The organism is Streptomyces sp. WZ.A104 (genome assembly GCF_002382885.1).
Classification (GTDB): domain Bacteria; phylum Actinomycetota; class Actinomycetes; order Streptomycetales; family Streptomycetaceae; genus Streptomyces.
The window spans coordinates 31,531-52,632 of the sequence record NZ_NWVL01000020.1; the positions used below are offsets into that span (position 1 = coordinate 31,531).

General features: G+C 71.6%; 19 protein-coding genes and 1 pseudogene. 13 read left to right on the forward strand and 7 right to left on the reverse strand.

Annotated features, from left to right (window positions below):
- The first annotated feature begins 398 nt into the window (after positions 1-398).
- Positions 399-1,244 (forward strand): MurR/RpiR family transcriptional regulator, encoded by an 846-nt coding sequence (locus tag CIB93_RS13370; protein ID WP_096627018.1) that lies wholly within the window; start codon positions 399-401, stop codon positions 1,242-1,244.
- 168 nt (positions 1,245-1,412) lie between these two features.
- The gene (locus CIB93_RS13375) at positions 1,413-1,952 is read left to right on the forward strand and encodes a hypothetical protein (RefSeq protein WP_096627019.1); all 540 of its coding nucleotides are present in this window, start codon (positions 1,413-1,415) and stop codon (positions 1,950-1,952) included.
- Between the two features lie 25 nt (positions 1,953-1,977).
- On the opposite strand, the gene CIB93_RS13380 is transcribed toward CIB93_RS13375, so the two are convergent.
- The 5 genes and pseudogenes from CIB93_RS13380 to CIB93_RS13400 all read right to left on the reverse strand — a co-directional run.
- Positions 1,978-2,352, reverse strand: a complete 375-nt coding sequence (locus tag CIB93_RS13380; RefSeq protein WP_096627020.1) for a hypothetical protein — start codon at positions 2,350-2,352, stop codon at positions 1,978-1,980.
- A 117-nt stretch (positions 2,353-2,469) separates the two neighbouring features.
- A complete protein-coding gene (locus CIB93_RS13385) occupies positions 2,470-2,943 on the reverse strand; it encodes a roadblock/LC7 domain-containing protein (RefSeq protein ID WP_096627021.1) in 474 nt (157 codons plus the stop codon).
- 38 nt (positions 2,944-2,981) lie between these two features.
- Complete coding sequence (locus CIB93_RS13390; RefSeq protein ID WP_096627022.1) at positions 2,982-3,728, reverse strand: hypothetical protein; 747 nt, start codon at positions 3,726-3,728, stop codon at positions 2,982-2,984.
- A gap of 143 nt (positions 3,729-3,871) precedes the next feature.
- Positions 3,872-4,285 carry a hypothetical protein gene (locus CIB93_RS13395; protein WP_096627023.1) on the reverse strand — a complete coding sequence of 138 codons (414 nt, stop codon included), beginning with the start codon at positions 4,283-4,285 and terminating at the stop codon, positions 3,872-3,874.
- 158 nt (positions 4,286-4,443) lie between these two features.
- Positions 4,444-4,998 (reverse strand): annotated as a pseudogene (locus CIB93_RS13400) (amino acid permease); the annotation flags it as partial.
- Positions 4,999-5,178: 180 nt separating this feature from the next.
- Between CIB93_RS13400 and hutU the strand changes: the two are divergent.
- From hutU to hutI, 4 genes are all read left to right on the forward strand, one after another.
- Positions 5,179-6,837: a urocanate hydratase gene (gene hutU / locus CIB93_RS13405; RefSeq protein WP_096627024.1), complete on the forward strand. Its 1,659-nt coding sequence runs from the start codon at positions 5,179-5,181 to the stop codon at positions 6,835-6,837.
- Positions 6,837-8,120 (forward strand): allantoate amidohydrolase, encoded by a 1,284-nt coding sequence (locus tag CIB93_RS13410; RefSeq protein WP_179500090.1) that lies wholly within the window; start codon positions 6,837-6,839, stop codon positions 8,118-8,120. The genes hutU and CIB93_RS13410 overlap by 1 nt, the downstream gene beginning before the upstream one ends.
- Positions 8,111-9,478 (forward strand): formimidoylglutamate deiminase, encoded by a 1,368-nt coding sequence (locus CIB93_RS13415; RefSeq protein ID WP_096627025.1) that lies wholly within the window; start codon positions 8,111-8,113, stop codon positions 9,476-9,478. Before CIB93_RS13410 ends, CIB93_RS13415 begins: the two co-directional genes overlap by 10 nt.
- Positions 9,479-9,710: 232 nt before the next feature.
- Positions 9,711-10,883 (forward strand): imidazolonepropionase, encoded by a 1,173-nt coding sequence (hutI, locus tag CIB93_RS13420; protein ID WP_096627079.1) that lies wholly within the window; start codon positions 9,711-9,713, stop codon positions 10,881-10,883.
- Between the two features lie 247 nt (positions 10,884-11,130).
- On the opposite strand, the gene CIB93_RS13425 is transcribed toward hutI, so the two are convergent.
- Positions 11,131-12,102: an RNA polymerase sigma factor SigF gene (locus CIB93_RS13425; protein ID WP_096627026.1), complete on the reverse strand. Its 972-nt coding sequence runs from the start codon at positions 12,100-12,102 to the stop codon at positions 11,131-11,133.
- Positions 12,103-12,386: 284 nt separating this feature from the next.
- Here CIB93_RS13425 and CIB93_RS13430 point away from each other — a divergent pair, with 284 nt between their 5' ends.
- The 6 genes from CIB93_RS13430 to CIB93_RS13455 all read left to right on the forward strand — a co-directional run bounded on the left by CIB93_RS13430 (position 12,387) and on the right by CIB93_RS13455 (position 18,240).
- A complete protein-coding gene (locus CIB93_RS13430) occupies positions 12,387-12,755 on the forward strand; it encodes an STAS domain-containing protein (RefSeq protein ID WP_096627027.1) in 369 nt (122 codons plus the stop codon).
- 218 nt (positions 12,756-12,973) lie between these two features.
- Positions 12,974-13,465, forward strand: coding sequence for an ATP-binding protein (locus tag CIB93_RS13435; RefSeq protein WP_096627028.1), 492 nt, complete (start codon positions 12,974-12,976; stop codon positions 13,463-13,465).
- 333 nt (positions 13,466-13,798) lie between these two features.
- Entirely contained in the window at positions 13,799-14,515 is a 717-nt protein-coding gene (locus tag CIB93_RS13440) for a peptidase (protein ID WP_096627029.1), read from the forward strand.
- A 97-nt stretch (positions 14,516-14,612) separates the two neighbouring features.
- Complete coding sequence (locus tag CIB93_RS13445; RefSeq protein WP_096627030.1) at positions 14,613-15,659, forward strand: hypothetical protein; 1,047 nt, start codon at positions 14,613-14,615, stop codon at positions 15,657-15,659.
- Positions 15,656-16,792: a hypothetical protein gene (locus tag CIB93_RS13450; RefSeq protein ID WP_096627031.1), complete on the forward strand. Its 1,137-nt coding sequence runs from the start codon at positions 15,656-15,658 to the stop codon at positions 16,790-16,792. The genes CIB93_RS13445 and CIB93_RS13450 overlap by 4 nt, the downstream gene beginning before the upstream one ends.
- Before the next feature lie 14 nt (positions 16,793-16,806).
- Complete coding sequence (locus CIB93_RS13455; RefSeq protein WP_096627032.1) at positions 16,807-18,240, forward strand: hypothetical protein; 1,434 nt, start codon at positions 16,807-16,809, stop codon at positions 18,238-18,240.
- 169 nt (positions 18,241-18,409) lie between these two features.
- Here CIB93_RS13455 and CIB93_RS13460 read toward each other — a convergent pair whose 3' ends face one another.
- A complete protein-coding gene (locus tag CIB93_RS13460; RefSeq protein ID WP_096627033.1) occupies positions 18,410-19,894 on the reverse strand; it encodes an oligopeptide:H+ symporter in 1,485 nt (494 codons plus the stop codon).
- A gap of 491 nt (positions 19,895-20,385) precedes the next feature.
- Here CIB93_RS13460 and CIB93_RS13465 point away from each other — a divergent pair, with 491 nt between their 5' ends.
- Positions 20,386-21,063: a response regulator transcription factor gene (locus CIB93_RS13465; RefSeq protein ID WP_096627080.1), complete on the forward strand. Its 678-nt coding sequence runs from the start codon at positions 20,386-20,388 to the stop codon at positions 21,061-21,063.
- Positions 21,064-21,102 lie beyond the last annotated feature (39 nt).

Sequence of the window (21,102 nt, forward strand, 5' to 3'; positions counted from 1 at the left end):
CTCATGTTTTCAGCGCTCTCTTAAATATCCTTCCGTCCGGTTGACGCTGCCAGCGTAGTTGGCTCAATCAGTGGCCGGAGGTGATGTTCCCGCCATGTTATTGGCGCAATCTGGCTGGCAACCCGGGGGAAATTCTTGGCTTTACCGCCGGTGCGTGTGCTGTGAACGGGGTTCCTTGTCCGTCGGTGATAGACGGAATACCTCATATCGTCGGGAGCGCCTGGCGCCGATCGCGACGGGCTCCGGGGTATCCGTCGGCACCGCCCACACATCCGTCCGTCCCTGCCCGCCCTGTTCCGCTCCCGACCCGCCCCTGCATATGGACATACAGCGACCTTCCTGGCTGAATAGAACGGTCGGCGCCGGTCGTGGCGCGATGGACTCAGCAAGGGGACACCATGAGCGGGAGCAGCCCCGCCGCACGGTTGCAGCGGCTTTTCGAGGGCCACCGGCTCACGCCCACCCAGCGGCGCATCGCGCACTGCATGGTCCGCCGGGCCGCCGACGCGCCGTTCCTGTCCAGCGTCGAGCTGGCCGAGCTGGCGGGGGTCAGCCAGCCCTCCGTCACCCGCTTCGCCGTCGCGCTCGGCTTCGACGGCTACCCGGCGCTGCGCAGGCACCTGCGCGAGGTCGCCCCCGCCGACGCGGAGCCGGAGGACGCGGGAGACACGTACAACGAGTACCAGCAGGCCGTCCGCGCCGAGATCGAGAACCTCCAGCACCTGTCCGACCTGCTCGCCGACCCCGCCCCCGTCGAGCGGGCGGGCCGACTGCTGGCAGGGTCGCGGCCGCTGCCGGTGCTGGGGCTGCGCGCCGCGTCCTCACAGGCCCGCGGCTTCGGCTACTTCGCCGCCAAGGTGCACCCCGACGTCCGGGTGCTCGATGAGGGCGGCAGCATGCTCCTCGACCGGATCGACTCCGCCCGGCGGGCCGGGGCCACCGCCCTGATGTGCTTCGCGCTGCCTCGCCACCCCAGGGAGTGCGTGGACGCGCTGGCGTACGCCAAGGACCAGGGGCTGGCCGTCGTGACGGTCGCCGACTCGGCCTTCGCGCCCGTCGCCAAACACAGCGATCTGCTGCTTCCGGCGGCCATCGGCTCCGGGCTCTCCTTCGACACCGTCTGCGCCCCGATGCTGCTGGGGCGGGTGCTGCTGGAGGCGATCTGCGACGAACTCCCCGAGGCCCAGGCGCGGCTTGAGGAGTTCGACGTACGGGCGGCGGCCCGCGGCCTGTTCGTGGAGTGAGCGGCCCCGCGATGGGCCCCTTCGCCGATTCTCAGGCGTTCCTCTCTCAGGCATTCCTCATGTACGGCCGCTAACCTCCGCGCCCGGAACGACCGGCACAGGGTCGTCCGGCAGACAGGGAGCGAGAGGGGTACGCAGGTGGCGCGCGGAGGACAGTCGCTGGCGAGAGTGGCCGTGGCCGTACGGGCCGGGGCGGCGCCGCTGTGGTGGTCGGGTCTGGTGGCCGCGGCGGCGGGAGCGTTCGTACCCGGGCTGGCCGGGCGCCGGATCGGGCTGCTCGCCGGGGCCGCGCTCTTCCTGATCACCGCGGCCGTGGTGCTCGTGGCGCGCGGCGGGCGGTACGCGGAACTGGCGCGGGGCGCCTCCCGGGCCGGGCGCGGCGACTTCCTCCAGGACCGGGCCGTGACCGTACGGGCCTGGCGGCGCGGGCGCCGGTGGTGGCTGCTTGCCGCGTTCGTCGGGGCGGTCGCGTCCTCGTTCGCGCTGCCGGGGGCCGGCGGACTGCTGCTCGCGGGAGCGGGCGTGGGCCTCTGGCTGAAGGCCGTACGGATCGGGCAGCGGGAACGCGGCGAGGACGTCCTGTACTGGGTGCGCACCGACTGGGCCGGGCACGGCAGCCCGGTCGGCAAGCGGGTCAGGGCGCACCGGACGACGGGCCCGGTGGCGGGGGACGCCGCGCCGGGCGGGGCGCGGCGTCGCCGCCGGTGAGGCCGGAACCGCTGACGGACCGAGGTCAGACCTCCAGGTCCGCCTCGATCTTCTTCAGCTGGTGACGGGCCATCGCCAGGTTGGCGCGGCCGGCGTCCAGCACCAGGTAGAGGAAGAGGCCGTTGTTGCCCCGGGTCTTGAGCAGCCGGATCAGGTGGTACTGGGTGCCCAGCGTGATGAGGATGTCCTCGATCTCGTCCTTGATGCCCAGGTGCTCCATGGTGCGGAGCTTGGCGCGGACCACGTCGGTGTTGCCCGCGGCGGCGACTTCCAGGTTGAAGTCCTTGCCGCCGCCGAGCGTGCCCAGGGCCATCCCGCTCGTGTAGTCGACGAGGGCGACACCCGTGGTGCCCTCGATCGAGGTCATCGCTTCCTTCAGTGACGCTTCGGTGTTCGCCATGGAGGCTCGTTTCCTTTCCGTGGCCGGTCGCGGTGACCGGGTCCGTTTCTGTGTGAGTGGCGTGGGTTTCCGCGTGATGGCGTCAGTCCCGGTGGTCTTGGTGCTACGAGTGGGGGGCTACGTGGGGCGCTGCGGCAGGGCGCTGTTCGGGGCGCCGGCCGGGCGGGGCGGGGCGGTACGGGGTGCGGGGGCGGGGCGCTCGGCGCGTTCCAGGGCGGAGTCGACGAGTTCGCCGATGCGGGCGCCCGCGCGGCGGCCCTCCAGGTGGAGGCGGCCGACGTTGATGCGGTCCTCGGCCAGCAGGGTCAGGACGGCGGAGGAGCCCGCGGCGTAGGTCGCGATGTAGCCGCTGCCGCCGCGGACCAGCAGCTCCCGGAAGCCGCCCCGGCCGGTGGCGTCGGTCATCCGGATGGAGACGCCGAGGGCGGCGGCGGTGAGGGCGGCGACACCCTCCGCCTCGACGCCCGGGGTGTCGTGGGCCAGGACGAGCCCGTCGGTCGAGGCGGCCAGCGCCCCGGAGAGCAGGGGGACCCGGGCCCGTAACCGCTGGAGTTCGTCGAGGACATCCCGCACTTCGGCCTCGGGCACCATCAGCTGTCTCCTCCCGGCACGCTGTCTGAGCGCGCGTATCACAGGGCCTCCAATGCGTCTCGGAGTCGGCGCAGCAGGGCGATATCGGGGTCGGCCGTCACCTCGGGGAGCGTGATCCGGCCGGGTGCGGTGGCGCCGGGCGGCGGCTGCGAGCGGACCGCCGCCACCAGACCGGCCGCGGCGAGCCGACGCAGGTCGACCAGGATGTGGAACGCCGAACGGCCCAGCGCCTGGGCGATGTCCGAGGTGGTGCGCACCCCGTCGGCCAGCTCCAGGACGCGGCGCTGCCGGGCCGGGACCGGGGCATCGGCGAGATGAGCCGCCGTCCGGACCAGCGGCGCGCTGTCGCAGGCGGCGTCCGGCCAGATCCGGTCCAGGAACTCCCGTCTGCGCAGCGTCTCGCGCTCCACGGCGGCCACCGGGACCGGCCGCACCGGGCCGATCCAGTGCGAGACCCCGTAACGGAACCGGGCGGGCGTACCGGTCGGGGCGAGCGCGAAGAACGCGGCGTCGTACAGCGCGCCCAGATGGCACAGCTCCAGCGCGCCGCCCGGCACGTGACCGCTGTCCACCAGATAGCGGCCGACCCGGCGTCCCGCCCCCGCCTGGGCCACGGCGTCCCACCAGCCCTCGTGCCGCAGCGTCCCGCCGGTGGTGAGCAGCACGTCGATGCCGGGGGTGGCCGGGCTCTCGGCGTGCACCACCTGGCCATCGGCCAGATAGAGCGTGCCGTGGTCGCGCATCAGGGCGCCGGTGGCACGCTCGGCGGCCAGGCGCTGGAGCATCGGGGAGAGGACCGGGAGCCGGTCCGGGGCCGATGCCTCCGACTGTGCGCCGGAGCGAGTGCCGGAGGAGGTGCCGGAGCGAGCACCCGGCCCTGTGCCGGGGTGTGCGTCAGGTTGTGCGCCGGGGGCGGCGGCTATCGTGCTCATGCCAGTACCAGCCGTTCGGCCAGCTCACCCAGGCGCAGCCGGGCGAAGGCGAGGTTGCCCTCGGAGCGGTCCAGCCACAGATGAAGGAAGACGCTGCTGTCGAAGGCCGTCTCGACGAAACGGAGCATGTGGTACCCGTCGTGGGTGGTGACGATGACGTCCTCGACGGGGGTGCTCGGCGCTTCCTTGGGGCGTTCGGTGCCGCCCCCGGTCGACAGGCGGGCGAAGGCGGGCTGTTCGGCGGTCATCCGGGCGACTTCCGCCGTCTCGGCCGCCGTCGCCTCGTGGTCGCCGTTGGGGGATTCCCCGATGGTGCCGAGGGCGAGACCGCTCGTCCAGTCGACCACCGAGGCGCCCCGGGCACCGGGCAGCCTCATGACTTCGAGCAGGCACTCGTCGATTCCGGGCACGCGGATTTCCCCTCCCGACCTGGCGTACGGCTGTAACGCAGAGGCTACGCATCGTGCTCACGGCGGGTGGGGGTTCTGGCATTTTCCTTTGGTACATGCGTTCCAGGGTGTAAAGGAGCGGCTTGAATGCGGCGGTCCAGGCGGAGGGTGAGGCTCCGTCAGGTAAGCGCGGGGCCGGACTTCCCGCGGGCCGTCAGCACTGCCTTGTCGGCCGCCCGCAGCCCGATCCCGGCGAGCAGCAGGACGCCGACGTGTACGTACACGCCGGATCTCTGGTTGGTGAGCGGGCTCGCCAGGGTCGGCGAGGTGAGCGCGCCGAGCGCGGGTCGGGCGGTCGGTGTACGGAAGTGGCGGTGGTCCGTCCGGTCTCCGCGCAGCACCAGCACGGCGATGTTGACCACGACGGGGACACACGCCAGCAGGAAGGAGGTGGCCTCGCCGAGCCCCTCGATCCCGCCTGTGGAGACCAGGCCGATCGTCAGGGCGGAGACGAAGGCGATCCCGGCCCGGGGGGTGCGGCGGCGGGTCGGCGCCTTGCGCAGGGCGGGCGGCAGGATGTCTTCGTCGGCCATGCCGTAGCAGAGCCGCGAGGCCATCGTGATGGTGACCAGGGCCGGGTTGGCGACAGCGGACAGGGCGATCGGCGCGAAGAGTTTCGGCGGAAAATCGACGCCGCCCGACTTCACCGCTTCCAGCGGCGATCCGCCCTCGCCCTCGGGCGCCGGGCGGTTGTGGGGGTGTGTGTCGGCAGTGCTCACCGGTGCTTCCGGTGCCGCCGCCGGGTGGGTAGGGAACACGCCTTCCCCGTCGCGGCGCGAACCGCACCTGTTGACTACGACTATTCAGGGCATCAGGATGTGAATAGATATTCACCGTCGCGAGGAGGCACCGCCATGTCAGGACCCCGCCCCGTACGAGCGCCGCGCGGCAGCGTTCTCAGCACCCTGGGATGGCAGCAGGAAGCCGCCCTGCGCATGCTGCAGAACAACCTGGACCCCGAGGTCGCCGAGCACCCCGACAAGCTCGTCGTCTACGGCGGCACGGGCAAGGCGGCACGCGACTGGCGCTCGTTCGACGCGATGGTCCGCACGCTGGAGACCCTCAAGCAGGACGAGACGATGCTCGTCCAGTCCGGGCGGCCCGTCGGCGTCATGCAGACCCACGAATGGGCGCCCCGCGTCCTCATCGCCAACTCCAACCTGGTCGGCGACTGGGCCAACTGGGAGGAATTCCGCCGTCTGGAGGCCCTCGGGCTCACCATGTACGGCCAGATGACCGCCGGGTCCTGGATCTACATCGGCACCCAGGGCATCCTCCAGGGCACCTACGAGACCTTCGCCGCCGTCGCCGCGAAGAAGTTCGGCGGCACGCTCGCGGGGACCATCACGCTGACGGCCGGACTCGGTGGCATGGGCGGCGCCCAGCCGCTCGCCGTCACTATGAACGACGGCGTCGCCATCTGCATCGACGTCGACCCGCGTGCCATCGAGCGCCGCATCGAACACCGCTACCTGGACGTCAAGGCCGACAGCCTGGAGCACGCCCTCCAGCTCGCCGTCGAGGCCCGCGACGCCCGCCGCCCCCTCTCCATCGGCCTCCTCGGCAACGCGGCGGAGCTGCTGCCCCGGATGCTCGCCGAGGGCGCGCCCATCGACATCGTCACCGACCAGACCAGCGCCCACGACCCGCTGGCCTACCTCCCGCTCGGCGTCGACTTCGACGACATGGCCGACCTCGCCACCGAGAAGCCCGCCGACTTCACCCAGCGTGCCCGCGAGTCGATGGCCCGCCACGTCGAGGCCATGGTCGGCTTCATGGACGCCGGGGCCGAGGTCTTCGACTACGGCAACTCCATCCGCGGCGAGGCCCAGCTCGCCGGGTACGACCGCGCCTTCGACTTCCCCGGCTTCGTCCCCGCCTACATCCGCCCCCTCTTCTGCGAGGGCAAGGGACCCTTCCGCTGGGCCGCCCTGTCCGGCGAGGCGTCCGACATCCACAAGACCGACAAGGCGATGCTGGAGCTCTTCCCGGAGAACGAGTCCCTGCACCGCTGGATCAAGATGGCCGGCGAGCGCGTCCACTTCCAGGGCCTGCCCGCCCGCATCTGCTGGCTCGGCTACGGCGAGCGCGACAAGGCCGGCGAGCGCTTCAACGACATGGTCGCTAGCGGCGAACTGGCCGCCCCGCTGGCCATCGGCCGCGACCACCTGGACTGCGGCTCGGTCGCCTCCCCGTACCGTGAGACCGAGGCCATGCTCGACGGCTCCGACGCCATCGCCGACTGGCCGCTGCTCAATGCCATGGTCAACGTGGCCTCCGGCGCCTCCTGGGTCTCCCTCCACCACGGCGGTGGCGTCGGCATGGGCCGCTCCATCCATGCGGGCCAGGTCTCCGTCGCCGACGGCACGAAGCTCGCGGGCGAGAAGATCCGCCGCGTCCTGACGAACGACCCCGGCATGGGAGTCATCCGCCACGTCGACGCGGGCTACGACATCGCGGAGTCCGTCGCCACGGACAAGGGCGTTCGCGTACCGATGGCGGAGGGCAACTGATGCCCGCGGGCGCATCCGCCACCCCACCCGATGCGGGGTCGCAGCAGTGGAGCGCGGGTGACTCCTTCCTCTCGATGTGGCGCGAGCTGGCTCCCGTCGGGCGCCACCCCGACAGCGGCGGCTACCGGCGTTACGCCTGGTCGGCGGCGGACCTCGACTGCCGGGCCTGGTTCCGCGCGCAGGCCGAGGCGCGCGGGCTCGTCCACGAGACCGACCGCAACGGCAACCAGTGGGCCTGGCTCGGCGACCCCCTGGCCGGGGACGCCGTCGTCACCGGCTCCCACCTGGACTCCGTCCCGGACGGCGGGGCCTTCGACGGACCGCTCGGCGTGGTCTCCTCCTTCGCCGCGCTCGATGAACTCCGCCGCAGGCGAGTGGAGTTCACCCGGCCGCTGGCCATCACCAACTTCGGTGACGAGGAGGGCGCCCGCTTCGGTCTGGCCTGCGTCGGGTCCCGGCTCGCCGCCGGGCAGCTCGCCGTCGCCGACGCCCGCCGTCTCCGCGACGCGGACGGGATCACCCTGCCCGCCGCCATGGAGAGCGCCGGATACGACCCCGAGGCCATCGGCCCCGACCCGGAACGGCTCGCCCGGATCGGCGCGTTCGTCGAACTCCACGTCGAGCAGGGCCGGGCCCTCGACCTCACCGGCGACCCCGTCGGCATCGCCTCGGCCATCTGGCCGCACGGCCGCTGGCGGTTCGACTTCCGGGGCGAGGCGAACCACGCGGGCACCACCCGCCTCGCCGACCGCCGCGACCCTATGCTCACGTACGCCGAGACCGTGCTCGCCGCCCGCCGCGAGGCCGAACTGACCGGTGCGCTCGCCACCTTCGGCAAGATCGCGGTCGAGCCCAACGGCGTCAACGCCATCCCCTCCCTCGTACGCGGCTGGCTCGACTCCCGCGCCGCCGACCAGGCCACCCTGGACGCCGTCGTCACCGGCATCGAGCGCGCCGCCCGGGAGCACGCCGAGCGGGCCGGGATCGATCTCGACGTCGTACGGGAGTCCTTCACGCCCGTGGTCGAGTTCGAGCACGCCCTGCGCGACGAACTGGGCAAGATCCTGGAGGGCACCGGCGACACGGGCCGGCCCGTACCCGTCCTCGGCACCGGCGCGGGCCACGATGCGGGTATTTTGTCCGCTTCGGTGCCCACCGCCATGCTCTTCGTGCGCAACCCCACCGGAATCTCGCACTCACCTGCCGAGCACGCAGCCGAGGACGACTGCACAGCCGGGGTGGAGGCGCTCGCCGACGTACTGGAAGGTCTCGCGTGCAGCTGACGAATCGGGCCGGGGGCGCGCCCGTCACCGCGACGTACTGGATGGACCACGCCTGGCTCGGCAACCAGGTCGAGCCGGGCGTCACCCTGGACGTCGCGGGCGGCCGCATCGCCGGGATCAGGACCGGGGACGGGACACCGCCGCCCGGCGCGACCGTCCTGCGCGGTCTGACCCTCCCCGGCCTCGCCAACGCCCACTCCCACGCCTTCCACCGGGCCCTGCGCGCCACCGTCCAGGTGGGCTCGGGCACCTTCTGGACCTGGCGCGAGCTCATGTACCGGACGGCCTCCCGGCTCACCCCGGACACCTACTTCGACCTCGCCCGTGCCACGTACGCCGAAATGGCCCTGGCCGGCATCACCTCCGTCGGCGAATTCCACTATCTGCACCACGCGCCCGGCGGCACGCCCTACGCCAACCCGAACGCCATGGGCGAGGCGCTGATCGCGGCCGCCGCCGAGGCGGGCATCCGGATCACCCTGCTGGACACCGCCTATCTCGCTGCCGGATTCGGCGAACAGCCCAACCGGCACCAGCTGCGCTTCTCCGACACGACCGCCGAGGCGTGGGCCGAGCGAGCCTCGCTTCTCAAGGGCGACGACCACACCCTGATCGGCGCGGCCATCCACTCCGTCCGCGCGGTCCCGGCGGACCAGCTGGCCACCGTCGCACGGTGGGCCGAGGAGCGTGGCGCCCCTCTCCACGTCCATCTCTCCGAGCAGACCGCGGAGAACGACGCCTGCCGGGCCGCTCACGGCCGCACCCCCACCCGGCTGCTGGCCGACCACGGAGTCCTCGGCCCGCGCACCACGGGCATCCACAACACGCATCTGACGGAGGAGGACATCGCTCTGCTCGGCTCCTCCACCACCGGCACCTGCATGTGCCCCACCACCGAACGCGACCTGGCCGACGGCATCGGCCCCGCCGTCGCCCTCCAGCAGGCGGGCTCGCCGCTCTCGCTGGGCAGCGACAGCCACGCCGTGATCGACCTCTTCGAAGAAGCGCGGGCGATGGAGCTCAACGAGCGTCTGCGCACCCACATCCGGGGTCACTGGACGGCCGCCGCCCTGCTCCGGGCCGCCTCCGCCGACGGGCACGCCGCACTCGGCCGCCCCGAGGCAGGCGTCCTGGAACCGGGCGCCCCGGCCGATCTGACGACCGTCGCCCTGGACTCCGTCAGAACGGCCGGAGCCGTGTCCCGGCTGGCAGCGGAGACCGCCGTATTCGCCGCCTCCGCCGCTGATGTGCGGCACACAGTCGTGGCGGGGCGGCACATCGTCCGGGACGGCAGGCACACGAGGATCGAGGATGTGCCCCGAGCGCTCGCGACAGCCGTGGCCGCCCTGCACGGCTGACCACGGGCCGCTGAGCGAGAGCGACCGCCGGCCGCCCCGCAAGACCGGCCACCGACTGCTCCGCAAGGCCGCGCTCCGTACGGCCGACCACCGCCCGCCCCGCAAAGCCGCGCTGCGCACGGCCGACCACCGCCCGCCCCGCAAGGCCGACCAGCCGCTCCGCACGAACGACCAACGCCCGCCCCGCACGACCGCCCCCGCTCTCCCGCAACGCAAGGAGAACACTCTCCAGATGACGAGCACCGCCGTCACCCACATCGCCAGCCTGGTCACCAATGACCCCTCCCTCGGCAACGGGACCCCCCTGGGCCTGATCCAGGACGCGGCCGTCGTCATCGACGGCGACCGCATCGTCTGGACCGGTGAATCAAGCAAAGCACCCGCCACTGACAACGTCCTCGACGCGGCGGGCCGGGCCGTGATCCCCGGCTTCGTCGACTCCCACTCCCACCTGGTCTTCGCGGGCGACCGCACCCAGGAGTTCAACGCCCGGATGTCCGGGCAGCCCTACCGTGCGGGCGGCATCCGCACCACGGTCGCCGCCACCCGGGCCGCCTCCGACGACGAGCTCTCCGCCAACGTCGCCCGCTACCTCGCCGAGGCCCTGCGCCAGGGCACGACCACCTTCGAGACCAAGTCCGGCTACGGCCTCACCGTCGAGCACGAGGCCCGCGCCCTGCGCATCGCGAGCCGTCACACCGACGAGGTCACCTACCTCGGCGCCCACATCGTCTCCCCGGACTACGCCGACGACCCCGCGGGCTACGTCGACCTGGTCACCGGCCCGATGCTGGAGGCCTGCGCCCCGCACGCCCGCTGGATCGACGTGTTCTGCGAGCAGGGCGCGTTCGACGGCGACCAGGCCCGCGCCATCCTCACGGCGGGGCGTGCCAGGGGGCTGCACCCGCGTATCCACGCCAACCAGCTGTCGTACGGCCCCGGCGTGCAGCTGGCCGTCGAGCTCGACGCCGCATCCGCCGACCACTGCACCCACCTCACCGACGCCGACGTCGACGCGCTCGGACAGGGCAGCACGGTCGCCACGCTGCTCCCCGGCGCGGAGTTCTCCACCCGCGCCACCTGGCCCGACGCCCGCCGCCTGCTGGACGCGGGGGCCACCGTCGCGCTCTCCACGGACTGCAACCCCGGCTCGTCGTTCACCTCGTCCGTACCGTTCTGCATCGCCCTCGCCGTACGTGACATGGGGATGACTCCCGACGAGGCCCTGTGGTCCGCCACCGCGGGCGGGGCCGCGGCCCTGCGCCGCACCGACATCGGCCGCATCACCCCCGGCGCCCGCGCCGACCTGGTCCTCCTCGATGCCCCGAGCCACGTCCACCTCGCCTACCGGCCGGGTGTCCCGCTGGTCAGCGCGGTGTGGCGGAGCGGCCAGCGGGTGGTGTGAGGGGGCGCTGTGACGGGCGGTGCGGGTACCGGAGCCGGGCGCCTCGGGCACCGGACTCGGCCCGGTCAGCAGCCGGTCCGGACTCGGCCCGGTCAGCAGCCGGTCCGGACTCGGCCCGGGTGAGCAGCCGGTCCGGCGCAGGCGCATCGTCCGGTCACGCGGAAGGACCCGCTCCCGGCGGTCCGGGGCGGGTCCTTCCGCGGTGCTCGATGGCCCCGACGTCCTGGAGAGGGAGGCCGGGGGGCGGTCATTCCTCCAGGGTCAGACCCTTGCGGAGCTTGACCAGCGTCCTGGAGAGCAGCCGGGACACGTGCATCTGCGAGATGCCCAGCTCCTCGCCGATCTCCGACTGCGTCATATTGCTGACGAAGCGGAGCGAGAGGATCATGCGGTCGCGCGAGGGAAGCGCGGCGATGAGCGGCTTCAGCGACTCGACGTACTCGATGCCTTCGAGGCCGTGGTCCTCGTAGCCGATGCGGTCCGCGAGCGCGCCCTCGTTGTCGTCCTCCTCGGGCTTGGCGTCCAGCGAGCTCGCGGTGTAGGCGTTGCTCGCGGACATGCCCTCGACGACCTCGTCCGGGGTGATGCCCAGACGCTCGGACAGCTCCGCCACGGTGGGCGCGCGGTCCAGCTGCTGCGACAGCTCGTCGCCCGCCTTCGCCAGGTCGAGCCGGAGCTCCTGGAGTCGGCGCGGTACGCGTACGGACCAGCTGGTGTCGCGGAAGAAACGCTTGATCTCGCCGACGATCGTCGGCATGGCGAAGGTGGGGAACTCCACACCGCGGCTCAGCTCGAACCGGTCGATCGCCTTGATCAGGCCGATGGTGCCGACCTGGACGATGTCCTCCATCGGCTCGCTGCGGGAGCGGAACCGGGAAGCGGCGAACTTGACGAGCGCGAGGTTGAGCTCGACGAGGGTGTTGCGGACGTAGCTGTACTCGTGGGTGCCCTCTTCGAGGGACTCCAGCCGCTCGAACAGCGTCTTCGACAGGGCCCGCGCGTCCAGGGCCCCTACTTCGGCGTAGGGCGGGATCTCGGGAAGCCCCTCAAGCCCGTCGAAGCCCTCGCCGGAAAGCTCAGAGGTGGTGCTGGTGGTGCTGGTGGTGCTGGCACGCGGGCCGGGTACGGCGCTCGCGGCGGGGGAGTCGGAATTGGTCGGTCCCTGAGGACATGCCGACGGCGCGTTGTGGGTACGCGCTTCGTCGAGCCGGGGTGACATGCTTCTCCTCCATCGTTCTCGGCATATGGCTGCCGATGCCCATACGTGTTCCTGCGGTGAAGCGGCGCCTCCATAGCCGGTCGTGTTTTGGGTGTCCCTCTACCCTTACCCGGTTCCTGCCAGCAGTTACAAGCGCCAATTGATGCTATATGTCCGGTTTGTTGAGGTCTCCGACTACCGCGGGGCGAGCGGAACGCGTACTGTTTTACGCACGTCGGCGGCAGCTCCGCATACGGCCGCGCAGGCAGTGAAGCGCAAGTGACGAACGGCGAAGAGGGACAGGCATGGACCGCGGGACGGTCGGCAGTGCGAACCGGGGTCGGCTTCAGGTCGAGGTCCGGACCGAGGGGTGCAGCGAGGTCGTGACGCCGGTGGGTGAGCTTGACCACCACACCGCCGATCTGTTGCGCGAACCTCTGGAGAGTGCGGTCGAGCAGGGGCGGTCACGCCTGGTGGTCGACTGTTCGCGACTGGAGTTCTGTGATTCCACCGGGCTGAACGTGCTGCTCGGTGCCCGTCTCAAGGCGGAGGCGGCCGGAGGAGGGGTTCATCTGGCCGGAATGCTGCCCGTTGTGGCGAGGGTGTTCGAGATCACGGGCGCGGAGGCGGTCTTCACCGTCCACGCCACGCTCGCCGACGCCCTGGACACCTGACCCCACGCGCGTGTGACCCGCCCGACGCCCCGGCGGCCCTGATGCCTCCGATGTCGCCCGTGTCACGCGATCGTGTGCCCGAAGTGGGTGTTGTTGCGAAGCGGCAGGGCAGGAGACACCCCGGCGGCGCCCAGTGAGGGCCCGGCACACTCGGTAACTGACCATTATCTGTTCAATGGCGACATGGCGACATGGCGAATCGGTGAGGTGAAGCGCTGATGAGCACCACCCGGCAGCATCCGCCGGGCGACCTCGGCCGCGAGCCGGACGAAGCGGGCGCAGCCTCGCTCGTCCCGGCGGACCGGCAGTGGCGCACGCTCTCCCTCGGGCAGGCCAGCGGCATCGTCCCCATGGCCCGTGACTTCGCCCGGCAGGCCCTGTGCGACTGGGGCTGGCTCCCGGCGTCCAGCGCGGACCGCCGGGCCGCCGCCGAGGATGTCCTGCTGGTCGTCTCCGAGCTCGTGACCAATGCCTGCCTGCACGCCGAGGGCCCCGAGGAGCTTCGGATCGGCCGCACGCCCAAGGTGCTGCGGGTGGAGGTCGTCGACCGGGGGGCAGGGCAGCCCGCTCCCCGAACGCCTCACCGCGCCGGGCGTCCCGGAGGGCACGGCATGTTCATCGTGCAGCGCCTCTGCCTGGACTGGGGCGTCGTGCGTACGCCGGAGAAGCCGGGCAAGACCGTGTGGGCGGAGCTCGCCGCTCCCGCGTAGCCCCGCGAGCCGCACCCGTACCGACGAACCGCAGGACCCCGCGTCGGCGAGCGGAGCCACGCTCGTACCGACGAACCGCAGGACCCCGCGTCGGCGAGCGGAGCCACGCTCGTACCGACGAACCGCACAATTCCGTGCCGGCGGGCGGAGCCGTATCCGTACCGACGAACCGCGCCACCCGCACCGAGAGGAGCGCGCCGGATCGGCGCGCTCTTTGTCTTCCCTCCATCAGGCCCCGGGCGTACCTTGAGCGCCCAATCTGATGTGTCGTCAGCAACGTTCACCCGTAAGGGTCGTGGTGCGCGGCGACGTCCGGCATGAGGGGAACACGAGGTGTCGAACCGGAGACGGACAACTCTCGCGCTGGCGACTGCGCTGGCAGGCTCGATGGTGGTGCTGGGCGCGCCCGCCGCACACGCCGAGGTCGTGGACGTCAACTACCAGTGTGTGACGCCCATCGGGCCCAAGGGGGCGGTCTCGCCCATCGATATCAAGGGCGTCAGGAGCGGCAACGGCTACAAGCTCACCATGTCCTTCCAGAAGGGCGTCTCCTCCAGCCCGGTCGAACTGGGCAAGGGAGCCATGAACCCGAGCGCCGTGATCGAACTGGGCGGTGCGGAGACGGGCAGGGTCCAGGTCTCCGGACCGGCGAACGCCGAGGCGATCCCGCCCGACACCCCTATCAAGATCAGTGACTTGTCGGGGACGTACACCCCGAAGAAGAGCGGCAAGGTCACCTTCACCGCCGGGGTGCTCACCATCAAGGCCCTCGGTACGACCACCACCTGTACGCCCAAGAACAGTCCCGGCCCCTCCCTCGAACTCGACGTCCAGGGCGCGGGCGGCTCATCGGGCGGTTCCACCGGCGGCTCCACCGGGGGTTCCACGGGCGGCGGCGCGACCGGCGGGTCCTCGGGCGGCGGCGAACTGCCCCGCACCGGCCCCCTCGACTCGGCGGCGGCGCTCGGCACGCTCGGCGGCACCGTGCTGCTGACCGGGGCGGCCGGAGTGCTCTGGCTGACCCGGCGAGGACAGCGCTCCACGGGCTGAACCCGCGGGCCTCGGCCACGAAGCGCTGAACCCGCGAGCCTTGGCTACGAAGCGCTGACTCCGTGAGCCTCGGCCACGAAGCAAGGGAGCTTTGTTCATGCCGCTGCCGACCCCACGCGTCCGCTCGGCGCCGAAGCCGGTCCCGTACGCGTACGTTCGCCGGGCGCTGCTCGGCCTCCCGGCGGCGCTCGCCGCGCTGCTGTGTGCGCTCGCCGCGCCCCCGGTGGCGGCCGACGACGGCCCCGGGGCCCGGACGGGCTGGACGGTCCGCCCTGCGGGCGGCGGGAGCGACGGCCGGGACGCCCGGCCGTACGTCTACCTGGAGGGCACCCCCGCCATGGTGCTCCAGGACCGGCTGTCGGTGACCAACTCCGCCCGCACCCCGCTGACCGTACGGCTGCGGGGCGACGGCCGGGCCGGGTCCTGGCTCCGGTTCGCCGCGGACACCGTCACCGTTCCGGCCCGGACCCGCGCCGATGTGCCGTTCGCCCTCGCGGTGCCGTCCGGCGCGGGGCCCGGTGACGTGTCAGGGGAGGCGGTGGCGGTCGGCGGGGGCGCGGAGAAGCGAGTTCCGGTACGGGTGCGGATCGGCGGCCCCACGCTGGCGGCGCTCACCGTGGAGGACGTCGAGGTGTCGGGCCGGACCATCCGTTACGCCCTCGTCAACCGGGGCAACGCGGTGCTGAGGCCCCGGCTGGCGGTGCGCGCCGAGGGAGTGTTCGGCGCGATTCTGGACCGCCCGGAACGGCCCCTGCCGCTGGAGCTCGCCCCCGGCCGCCGGGCGGAGCTGACCGAACCATGGCCGGACGCCCCCGCCCTGGACGCGGTCACCGTACGGCTGAGGGTCACCGCGGACGGCGGTGCCCGCGACGAGGGCGAGGCTTCGGCGACGTACGTCCCGGTGCTTCCGGCCGTCGGGGCCGGGCTGGCGGCCCTCGGGCTCCTGGCACTGCTCGGGACCGGCGCGTACCGGCGCAGGCGAACCCGCCGAGCACCGCCGGGGACCACGGAAGGAGACGGGCGACAGCCCACGACAGAAGCAGCAGAAGCAGCAGAAGCAGCAGAAGCGGAAGAAGTAGAAGAAGCGGAAGCGGAACAGCCGGCCGAGACAAGGTCCCTGGCGAAGGCGGGAGCGCAATCGTGACGCAGCAGTCCGGACCCGTAGCCCTCCGACGCACCGCGCCCCCGGCTCGCCTCTCCCTCTTCCTGGCCGCTCTTCTCGCCCTCCTGCCCCTCCTGCTCGTCCTGACGGCCGCCCCCGGCGCGCGGGCGGCCGACGGCGACCCCACCGTCAGCCTCTCCAAGAAGGAGGCGGGCAAGGGAGGCGAGATCACCGTCAGGGGCAGCGGCTGGCGCTCCGACGCGTTGCTGATGCTGCTGATCTGCGGTCAGTCCACGCCGGAGCGGGGTGTGATCGGCGGCACCAACTCCTGTGCCAACGCCGATGGACGGGCCGTCACCACCGACAAGAAGGGCGCGTTCAGTAAGAAGCTGCCGGTGGCCGAGCCGCCGAAGCCGTGCCCCTGCGTGGTGCACGTCGCCACGGTGACGGGTGAACAGGCGCTGGTCGACGCCGTGTTCACGGTGGCGGGCCACCCGACGGAAGAGCTGCCGAGGGAGGCCGCGGACGGGAGACTCGCGGTGCTGGCCAGCACCCGGCTGGAGGGCGACAGCTCGCTGCTCACCTGGTTCGGTGCGCCGCCCGCCCGGCGGTTGGTCTTCACCGTCGGCAATCTTGGCACCGGCCCCGTGAAGGACCCCGTCTTCGAGATCGGCACCGCGCACGGCGTCTACGCCCCGCAGTGGGAGGAACGCCAGTGGCGCGGCACGGTCGCGCCCGGCGGCAAGGCGCAGATCAAGCTGCCGGTCGAGCTGTCCGCGGGCGCGCACGGCGACTACCAGGTCTCCCTGCGGTACGGGGACAAGGTGCTGGCCGAACAGCCGTGGGGGGTCGGCCGGCCCTGGGGCGTCACGCTGTTCTGGGTCCTGCTCTGCCTGATCGTCCCGGCCGCCCTCTTCCGTATCGGCATGGCCGTCGTGGACAAGGTCCGCCCGCGCCCGGCCGGAACAGCCGCGGCACGCCACGCGCACCGTACGACGCGATCGCGAGCGCGCGGGGGAGCCACCGAACCGAAGCCACCCACGAGCACGAACTCGACCACGAGCACGAACTCGACCACGAGCACGAACTCGACCACGGCCGCGCTGCCGTGGTTCACCCCGGACTCCGCACCGTCAGAGAACCGACCCCGACCCACGACGAAGGGACAAGCGTGAGTACGCAACGGAGGATGAGCGCGGCCGGAGTCGCGCTGATGCTCGGCGGCGCGGGCATCCTGATGGCCGCGAGTCCGGCCCAGGCCGCCGAGGTCAGCTACGCGACGGAATGCATTCCGCCGCCGATCTCGGGACTGCCCGCCGTACAGGGCACCACGAAGGTGGAGCTGACCGCGCCGGCCGAGGCAGAGGTCGGCGACGAGATCGAGGTGGTCTGGAAGACGGTCGAGGCCGCGTCCAAGAACCCGGACGTACTGGACCTGGGCGCCGACACCGTAAAGCCGACCGGCACCGTCACCCTCGGCGGGGCGGCGAGCGGTGAACTGAAGCTGGAGGGCCCGCGGCAGAACCCGCCCATTCCCAAGAACAGCCCCATGCTGCTGTCCGACATGAAGGGCACGCTCAAGCTGGAGACCGCCGGGGAGATCACGCTGACCCCGGGCGCGTACAACATCAACGTGTCCAAGCCGATCTCCACGAACACCAAGTGCACCCCGAAGGAGGAGGTCCAGCCGGGCGCCACGATCAAGGTCACGGACGGCGGCGGCTCCACCGCGGGCGGCACGACCTCCGGCGGCACGGACAGCGGCGGTACGACGACGGGCGGGGCCGACACCGGAGGCACGACGTCCGGGGGCACGGATTCCGGCGGCACCACATCCGGAGGCGGTGACTCCGGCGGTACGAACGGCGGTACGAACGGCGGTACGAACGGCGGTACGGACGGTGGTACGGACAGCGGCGGCACCGGCAGCGGCGGGAGCACGGGCGGGGGCGGCGGCGAGACCGACTTCCCCGGCAGGGAGGTGTCCGTCGCCTACGCGTGCAAGACCCCGATCGGCGACAAGGACGCCACCTCACCGGTCCGGATCAGCGCCAAGAAGAACGGCGGGGACTACGACCTCACCGTGGAGTTCAGCGAGTCCGTGATGGACAGCCCGATCGACATCCCGGCCAACCAGGTCAAGCCGTCGATGGACGTCGAGCTCGGCGGTGCGGACTCGGGCACGGTCAAGGTCGAGGGGCCGCTGAACAAGGAGGTCATCAAGACCGGCGCCCCGATCGAGATCCCCGACCTCACCGGCACGTACAAGCCCGGCGCGAGCGGGAAGTCCACGCTCAGCCCCGGCGTCCTGACGGTGATGGCCGCCGGTACGACGACCACGTGCACCCCGCCCGACGACGTGGCCGTCTCCCTGGAGCTGGACACCTCCGCCCAGCCGGGCGGCGCGTCCGGCGGCAGCGGGGGCGACAGCGGCGGCACTGCGGGCTCGGGCGGAGCCGCGGCGTCGGCCGGCGGCACGGACTCCGGCGGAGGCCTGGCAGCCACCGGCGCCGAGGACGACGGTGCCCTGCGCGCGCTCGGCCTGGTCGCCGGTACGGCGATCCTGCTGGGCGGTGCGGTGTTCACGTTCACCCCGTGGCGGAGGCTGCGCGGCACGGCATGACGCGCAAGGGCCGCCGCACCGGAGAGTTCCGGTGCGGCGGCCCTTGCCGTACGTCCTACAGGGCGTCCATCAGCGGACGGTGCCTGTCAGCGGATGCCGCCTGTCAGCGGACTTGCCCATCGGCGGATGCCGCCTGTCAGCGGACTTGCCCACCGGCGGACGCCACCGGTCAGCGGACGTCGCCCATCAGCTGCTTGACCTTGCCGCGGTACATGAAGATCGCGATACCGGCCACGACGGCGAGCGTCGCCTCCAGGGCCACGACCCCGGTGCCGTTGAGCCCCACACCGGCCAGCGAGAGCAGGCCCGTGGTGCAGTCACCGGCGGTGACGGCGAGGAACCAGACACCCATCATCTGGCTGGCGTACTTCGCCGGAGCCATCTTCGTCGTGACGGAGAGGCCGACCGGGGAGAGCGTCAGCTCGGCGACGGTCTGGATGAAGTAGATCGCGACCATCCACATCGCGGCGGCCTTGTGGCCGTCACCCGCGATGGTCAGCGGCATCAGGAAGACGAAGAACGAGGCGCCGATCAGAACGAGACCGGAGCTGAACTTCACGATCGTGCTCGGCTCCTTGCCGCGTCGGTTCAGGGCGAGCCAGAAGGCGGCGAAGACCGGCGCGAGCGCCATGATCAGGACCGGGTTGACCGACTGGTACCAGGAGACCGGGAAGTCCCAGCCGAAGACGCTGTTGTCCGCCGAGGACTCGGCGAAGATCGCGAGCGTCGAGCCGCCCTGGTCGTAGATCATCCAGAAGATCGCGGCGGCCACGAAGAACCAGATGTAGCCGGACATCTTCGACTGCTCGGCGGCGCTGAGCTCCTTGTCGCGCTTGATGCGCGTCAGGACCATCACCGGAATGACGAGACCCGCGACGGTGATCGGGACCAGCAGCCAGTTCAGCGTGTAGACGCCGGTGACGACCGTACCGATGTAGAAGACGGCCGCGACGCCCAGCCAGATCATCGACTTGCGCAGCGTCGAGGCGCGCTCGTCCTGGGAGAGCGGCTTCGGGACGACGAGGCTGCGCTCGTTCAGGTGGCGGGTGCCCATGAGGAACTGGAGCACACCCAGGCCCATGCCGAGCGCGGCGAGGGCGAAGCCGAGGTGCCAGTTGACGTTCTCGCCGACGGTACCGATCACCAGGGGAGCCGCGAAGGCGCCCATGTTGATGCCCATGTAGAAGATCGTGAAGCCACCGTCGCGGCGCGGGTCCTCCGGGCCGTCGTAGAGGTGGCCGACCATCGTCGAGATGTTGGACTTGAGCAGACCCGATCCGATGGCCACGAGGCCGAGGCCGCCGAAGAACGTGCCCTCCCAGGGCAGGGCCAGGACGAGGTGCCCCGCCATGATGACCCCGCCGGCGACGGCGACGGTCTTGCGCGGGCCCCAGACCCGGTCGCCGAACCAGCCGCCGGGCAGGGCGAGCAGGTACACCAGCGACAGGTAGACCGAGTAGATCGCGGTCGCCGTGCCGGGGTTCATGTCGAGCCCGCCGGGCGCGATCAGGTAGAGCGGGAGCAGTGCCCTCATGCCGTAATAGCTGAAGCGCTCCCACATCTCCGTCATGAAGAGAGTGGCCAGGCCGCGGGGGTGGCCGAAGAAGGTCTTCTCGCCGGAACTGGCCGAGTCCTTCGTCAGGCTGGACGCCATGGTCGATCCTTGCTGGTCGGGACGCGTCGCCTCGTGAGCGGTACGCGCCCGGTGGGGGGCAGCCGGCACCGGTGCGGTCACCCCCATCCCCGACGCCTGAGGGGGATTCGCCCCACGCGGCCGCGCTCCTGACGGGGCGCTCGGCGACGGGGCGGGGAAGAACCGCATCGGGATCCACACCCGGGGCGCGTCTTCGCGCTCCGGGCCCGGCTCACAGGTCATTCACTCAGGGCGGACCGGTGTGACCGGTCCCGCACACAAAAGAGACCCTTGGCGCTCATGGCTGCCCAAAGGTCCTTGAGTAGTGCAACAGGCGTCGGGACACCATACGCCACGACACGGCAGGATATAAAAGGACTTGAGATATGGATCACAGGTCTTAGTGGAACCAGGCTCGCATATTCCAAGGTCCTTGTCCTCTTTGTGGAGCTGACCCGCAGGTGACGTCGCAGGCCTCACTCCCGGCTCCCCGTCCGGACTACCATCACTCCATGACCCGTGTACTGCTCGCCGAGGACGACGCATCCATCTCGGAGCCACTGGCCCGCGCCCTGCGTCGGGAGGGTTACGAGGTCGAGGTCCGCCAGGACGGTCCGTCCGCGCTCGACGCCGGACTCCAGGGCGGCATCGACCTGGTCGTCCTCGACCTGGGGCTGCCCGGGATGGACGGTCTCGAAGTCGCCCGCCGACTCCGTGCCGACGGGCACACCATCCCGATCCTCGTGCTGACGGCCCGCGCCGACGAGGTCGACACGGTCGTCGGCCTGGACGCCGGCGCCGACGACTACGTCACCAAGCCGTTCCGCCTCGCCGAGCTGCTCGCCCGGGTCCGCGCCCTGCTGCGTCGCGGGGCCTCCGAGCCCGTCCCGCAGCCCGCCACCCACGGCGTCAGGATCGACGTCGAGTCGCACCGGGCCTGGATGGGCGAGGAGGAGCTCCAGCTCACCGCCAAGGAGTTCGACCTGCTGCGGGTCCTGGTCCGGGACGCGGGCCGGGTCGTGACCCGCGACCAGCTCATGCGCGAGGTCTGGGACACCACCTGGTGGTCCTCCACCAAGACCCTCGACATGCACATCTCCTGGCTGCGCAAGAAGCTCGGCGACGACGCCGCCAATCCGCGCTACATCGCCACCGTCCGGGGCGTCGGCTTCCGGTTCGAGAAGAGCTGACGTACGAAGCACCCATGCACTTTGACGACGTACGGCAAC

What these genes read in the sequence shown, in the direction of transcription:
- CIB93_RS13385 (WP_096627021.1), bottom strand. Translation starts at nt 2,943, where the DNA reads ATGGTGCCCGAGGCCGAAGTGCGGGATGTCCTCGACGAACTCCAGCGG.
- CIB93_RS13465 (WP_096627080.1), top strand. Translation starts at nt 20,386, where the DNA reads ATGACCCGTGTACTGCTCGCCGAGGACGACGCATCCATCTCGGAGCCA.
- CIB93_RS13370 (WP_096627018.1), top strand. Translation starts at nt 399, where the DNA reads ATGAGCGGGAGCAGCCCCGCCGCACGGTTGCAGCGGCTTTTCGAGGGC.
- hutU (WP_096627024.1), top strand. Translation starts at nt 5,179, where the DNA reads ATGTCAGGACCCCGCCCCGTACGAGCGCCGCGCGGCAGCGTTCTCAGC.
- CIB93_RS13425 (WP_096627026.1), bottom strand. Translation starts at nt 12,102, where the DNA reads ATGTCACCCCGGCTCGACGAAGCGCGTACCCACAACGCGCCGTCGGCA.
- hutI (WP_096627079.1), top strand. Translation starts at nt 9,711, where the DNA reads ATGACGAGCACCGCCGTCACCCACATCGCCAGCCTGGTCACCAATGAC.
- CIB93_RS13460 (WP_096627033.1), bottom strand. Translation starts at nt 19,894, where the DNA reads ATGGCGTCCAGCCTGACGAAGGACTCGGCCAGTTCCGGCGAGAAGACC.
- CIB93_RS13380 (WP_096627020.1), bottom strand. Translation starts at nt 2,352, where the DNA reads ATGGCGAACACCGAAGCGTCACTGAAGGAAGCGATGACCTCGATCGAG.
- CIB93_RS13435 (WP_096627028.1), top strand. Translation starts at nt 12,974, where the DNA reads ATGAGCACCACCCGGCAGCATCCGCCGGGCGACCTCGGCCGCGAGCCG.
- CIB93_RS13390 (WP_096627022.1), bottom strand. Translation starts at nt 3,728, where the DNA reads ATGCTCCAGCGCCTGGCCGCCGAGCGTGCCACCGGCGCCCTGATGCGC.
- CIB93_RS13445 (WP_096627030.1), top strand. Translation starts at nt 14,613, where the DNA reads ATGCCGCTGCCGACCCCACGCGTCCGCTCGGCGCCGAAGCCGGTCCCG.
- CIB93_RS13410 (WP_179500090.1), top strand. Translation starts at nt 6,837, where the DNA reads ATGCCCGCGGGCGCATCCGCCACCCCACCCGATGCGGGGTCGCAGCAG.
- CIB93_RS13455 (WP_096627032.1), top strand. Translation starts at nt 16,807, where the DNA reads ATGAGCGCGGCCGGAGTCGCGCTGATGCTCGGCGGCGCGGGCATCCTG.
- CIB93_RS13430 (WP_096627027.1), top strand. Translation starts at nt 12,387, where the DNA reads ATGGACCGCGGGACGGTCGGCAGTGCGAACCGGGGTCGGCTTCAGGTC.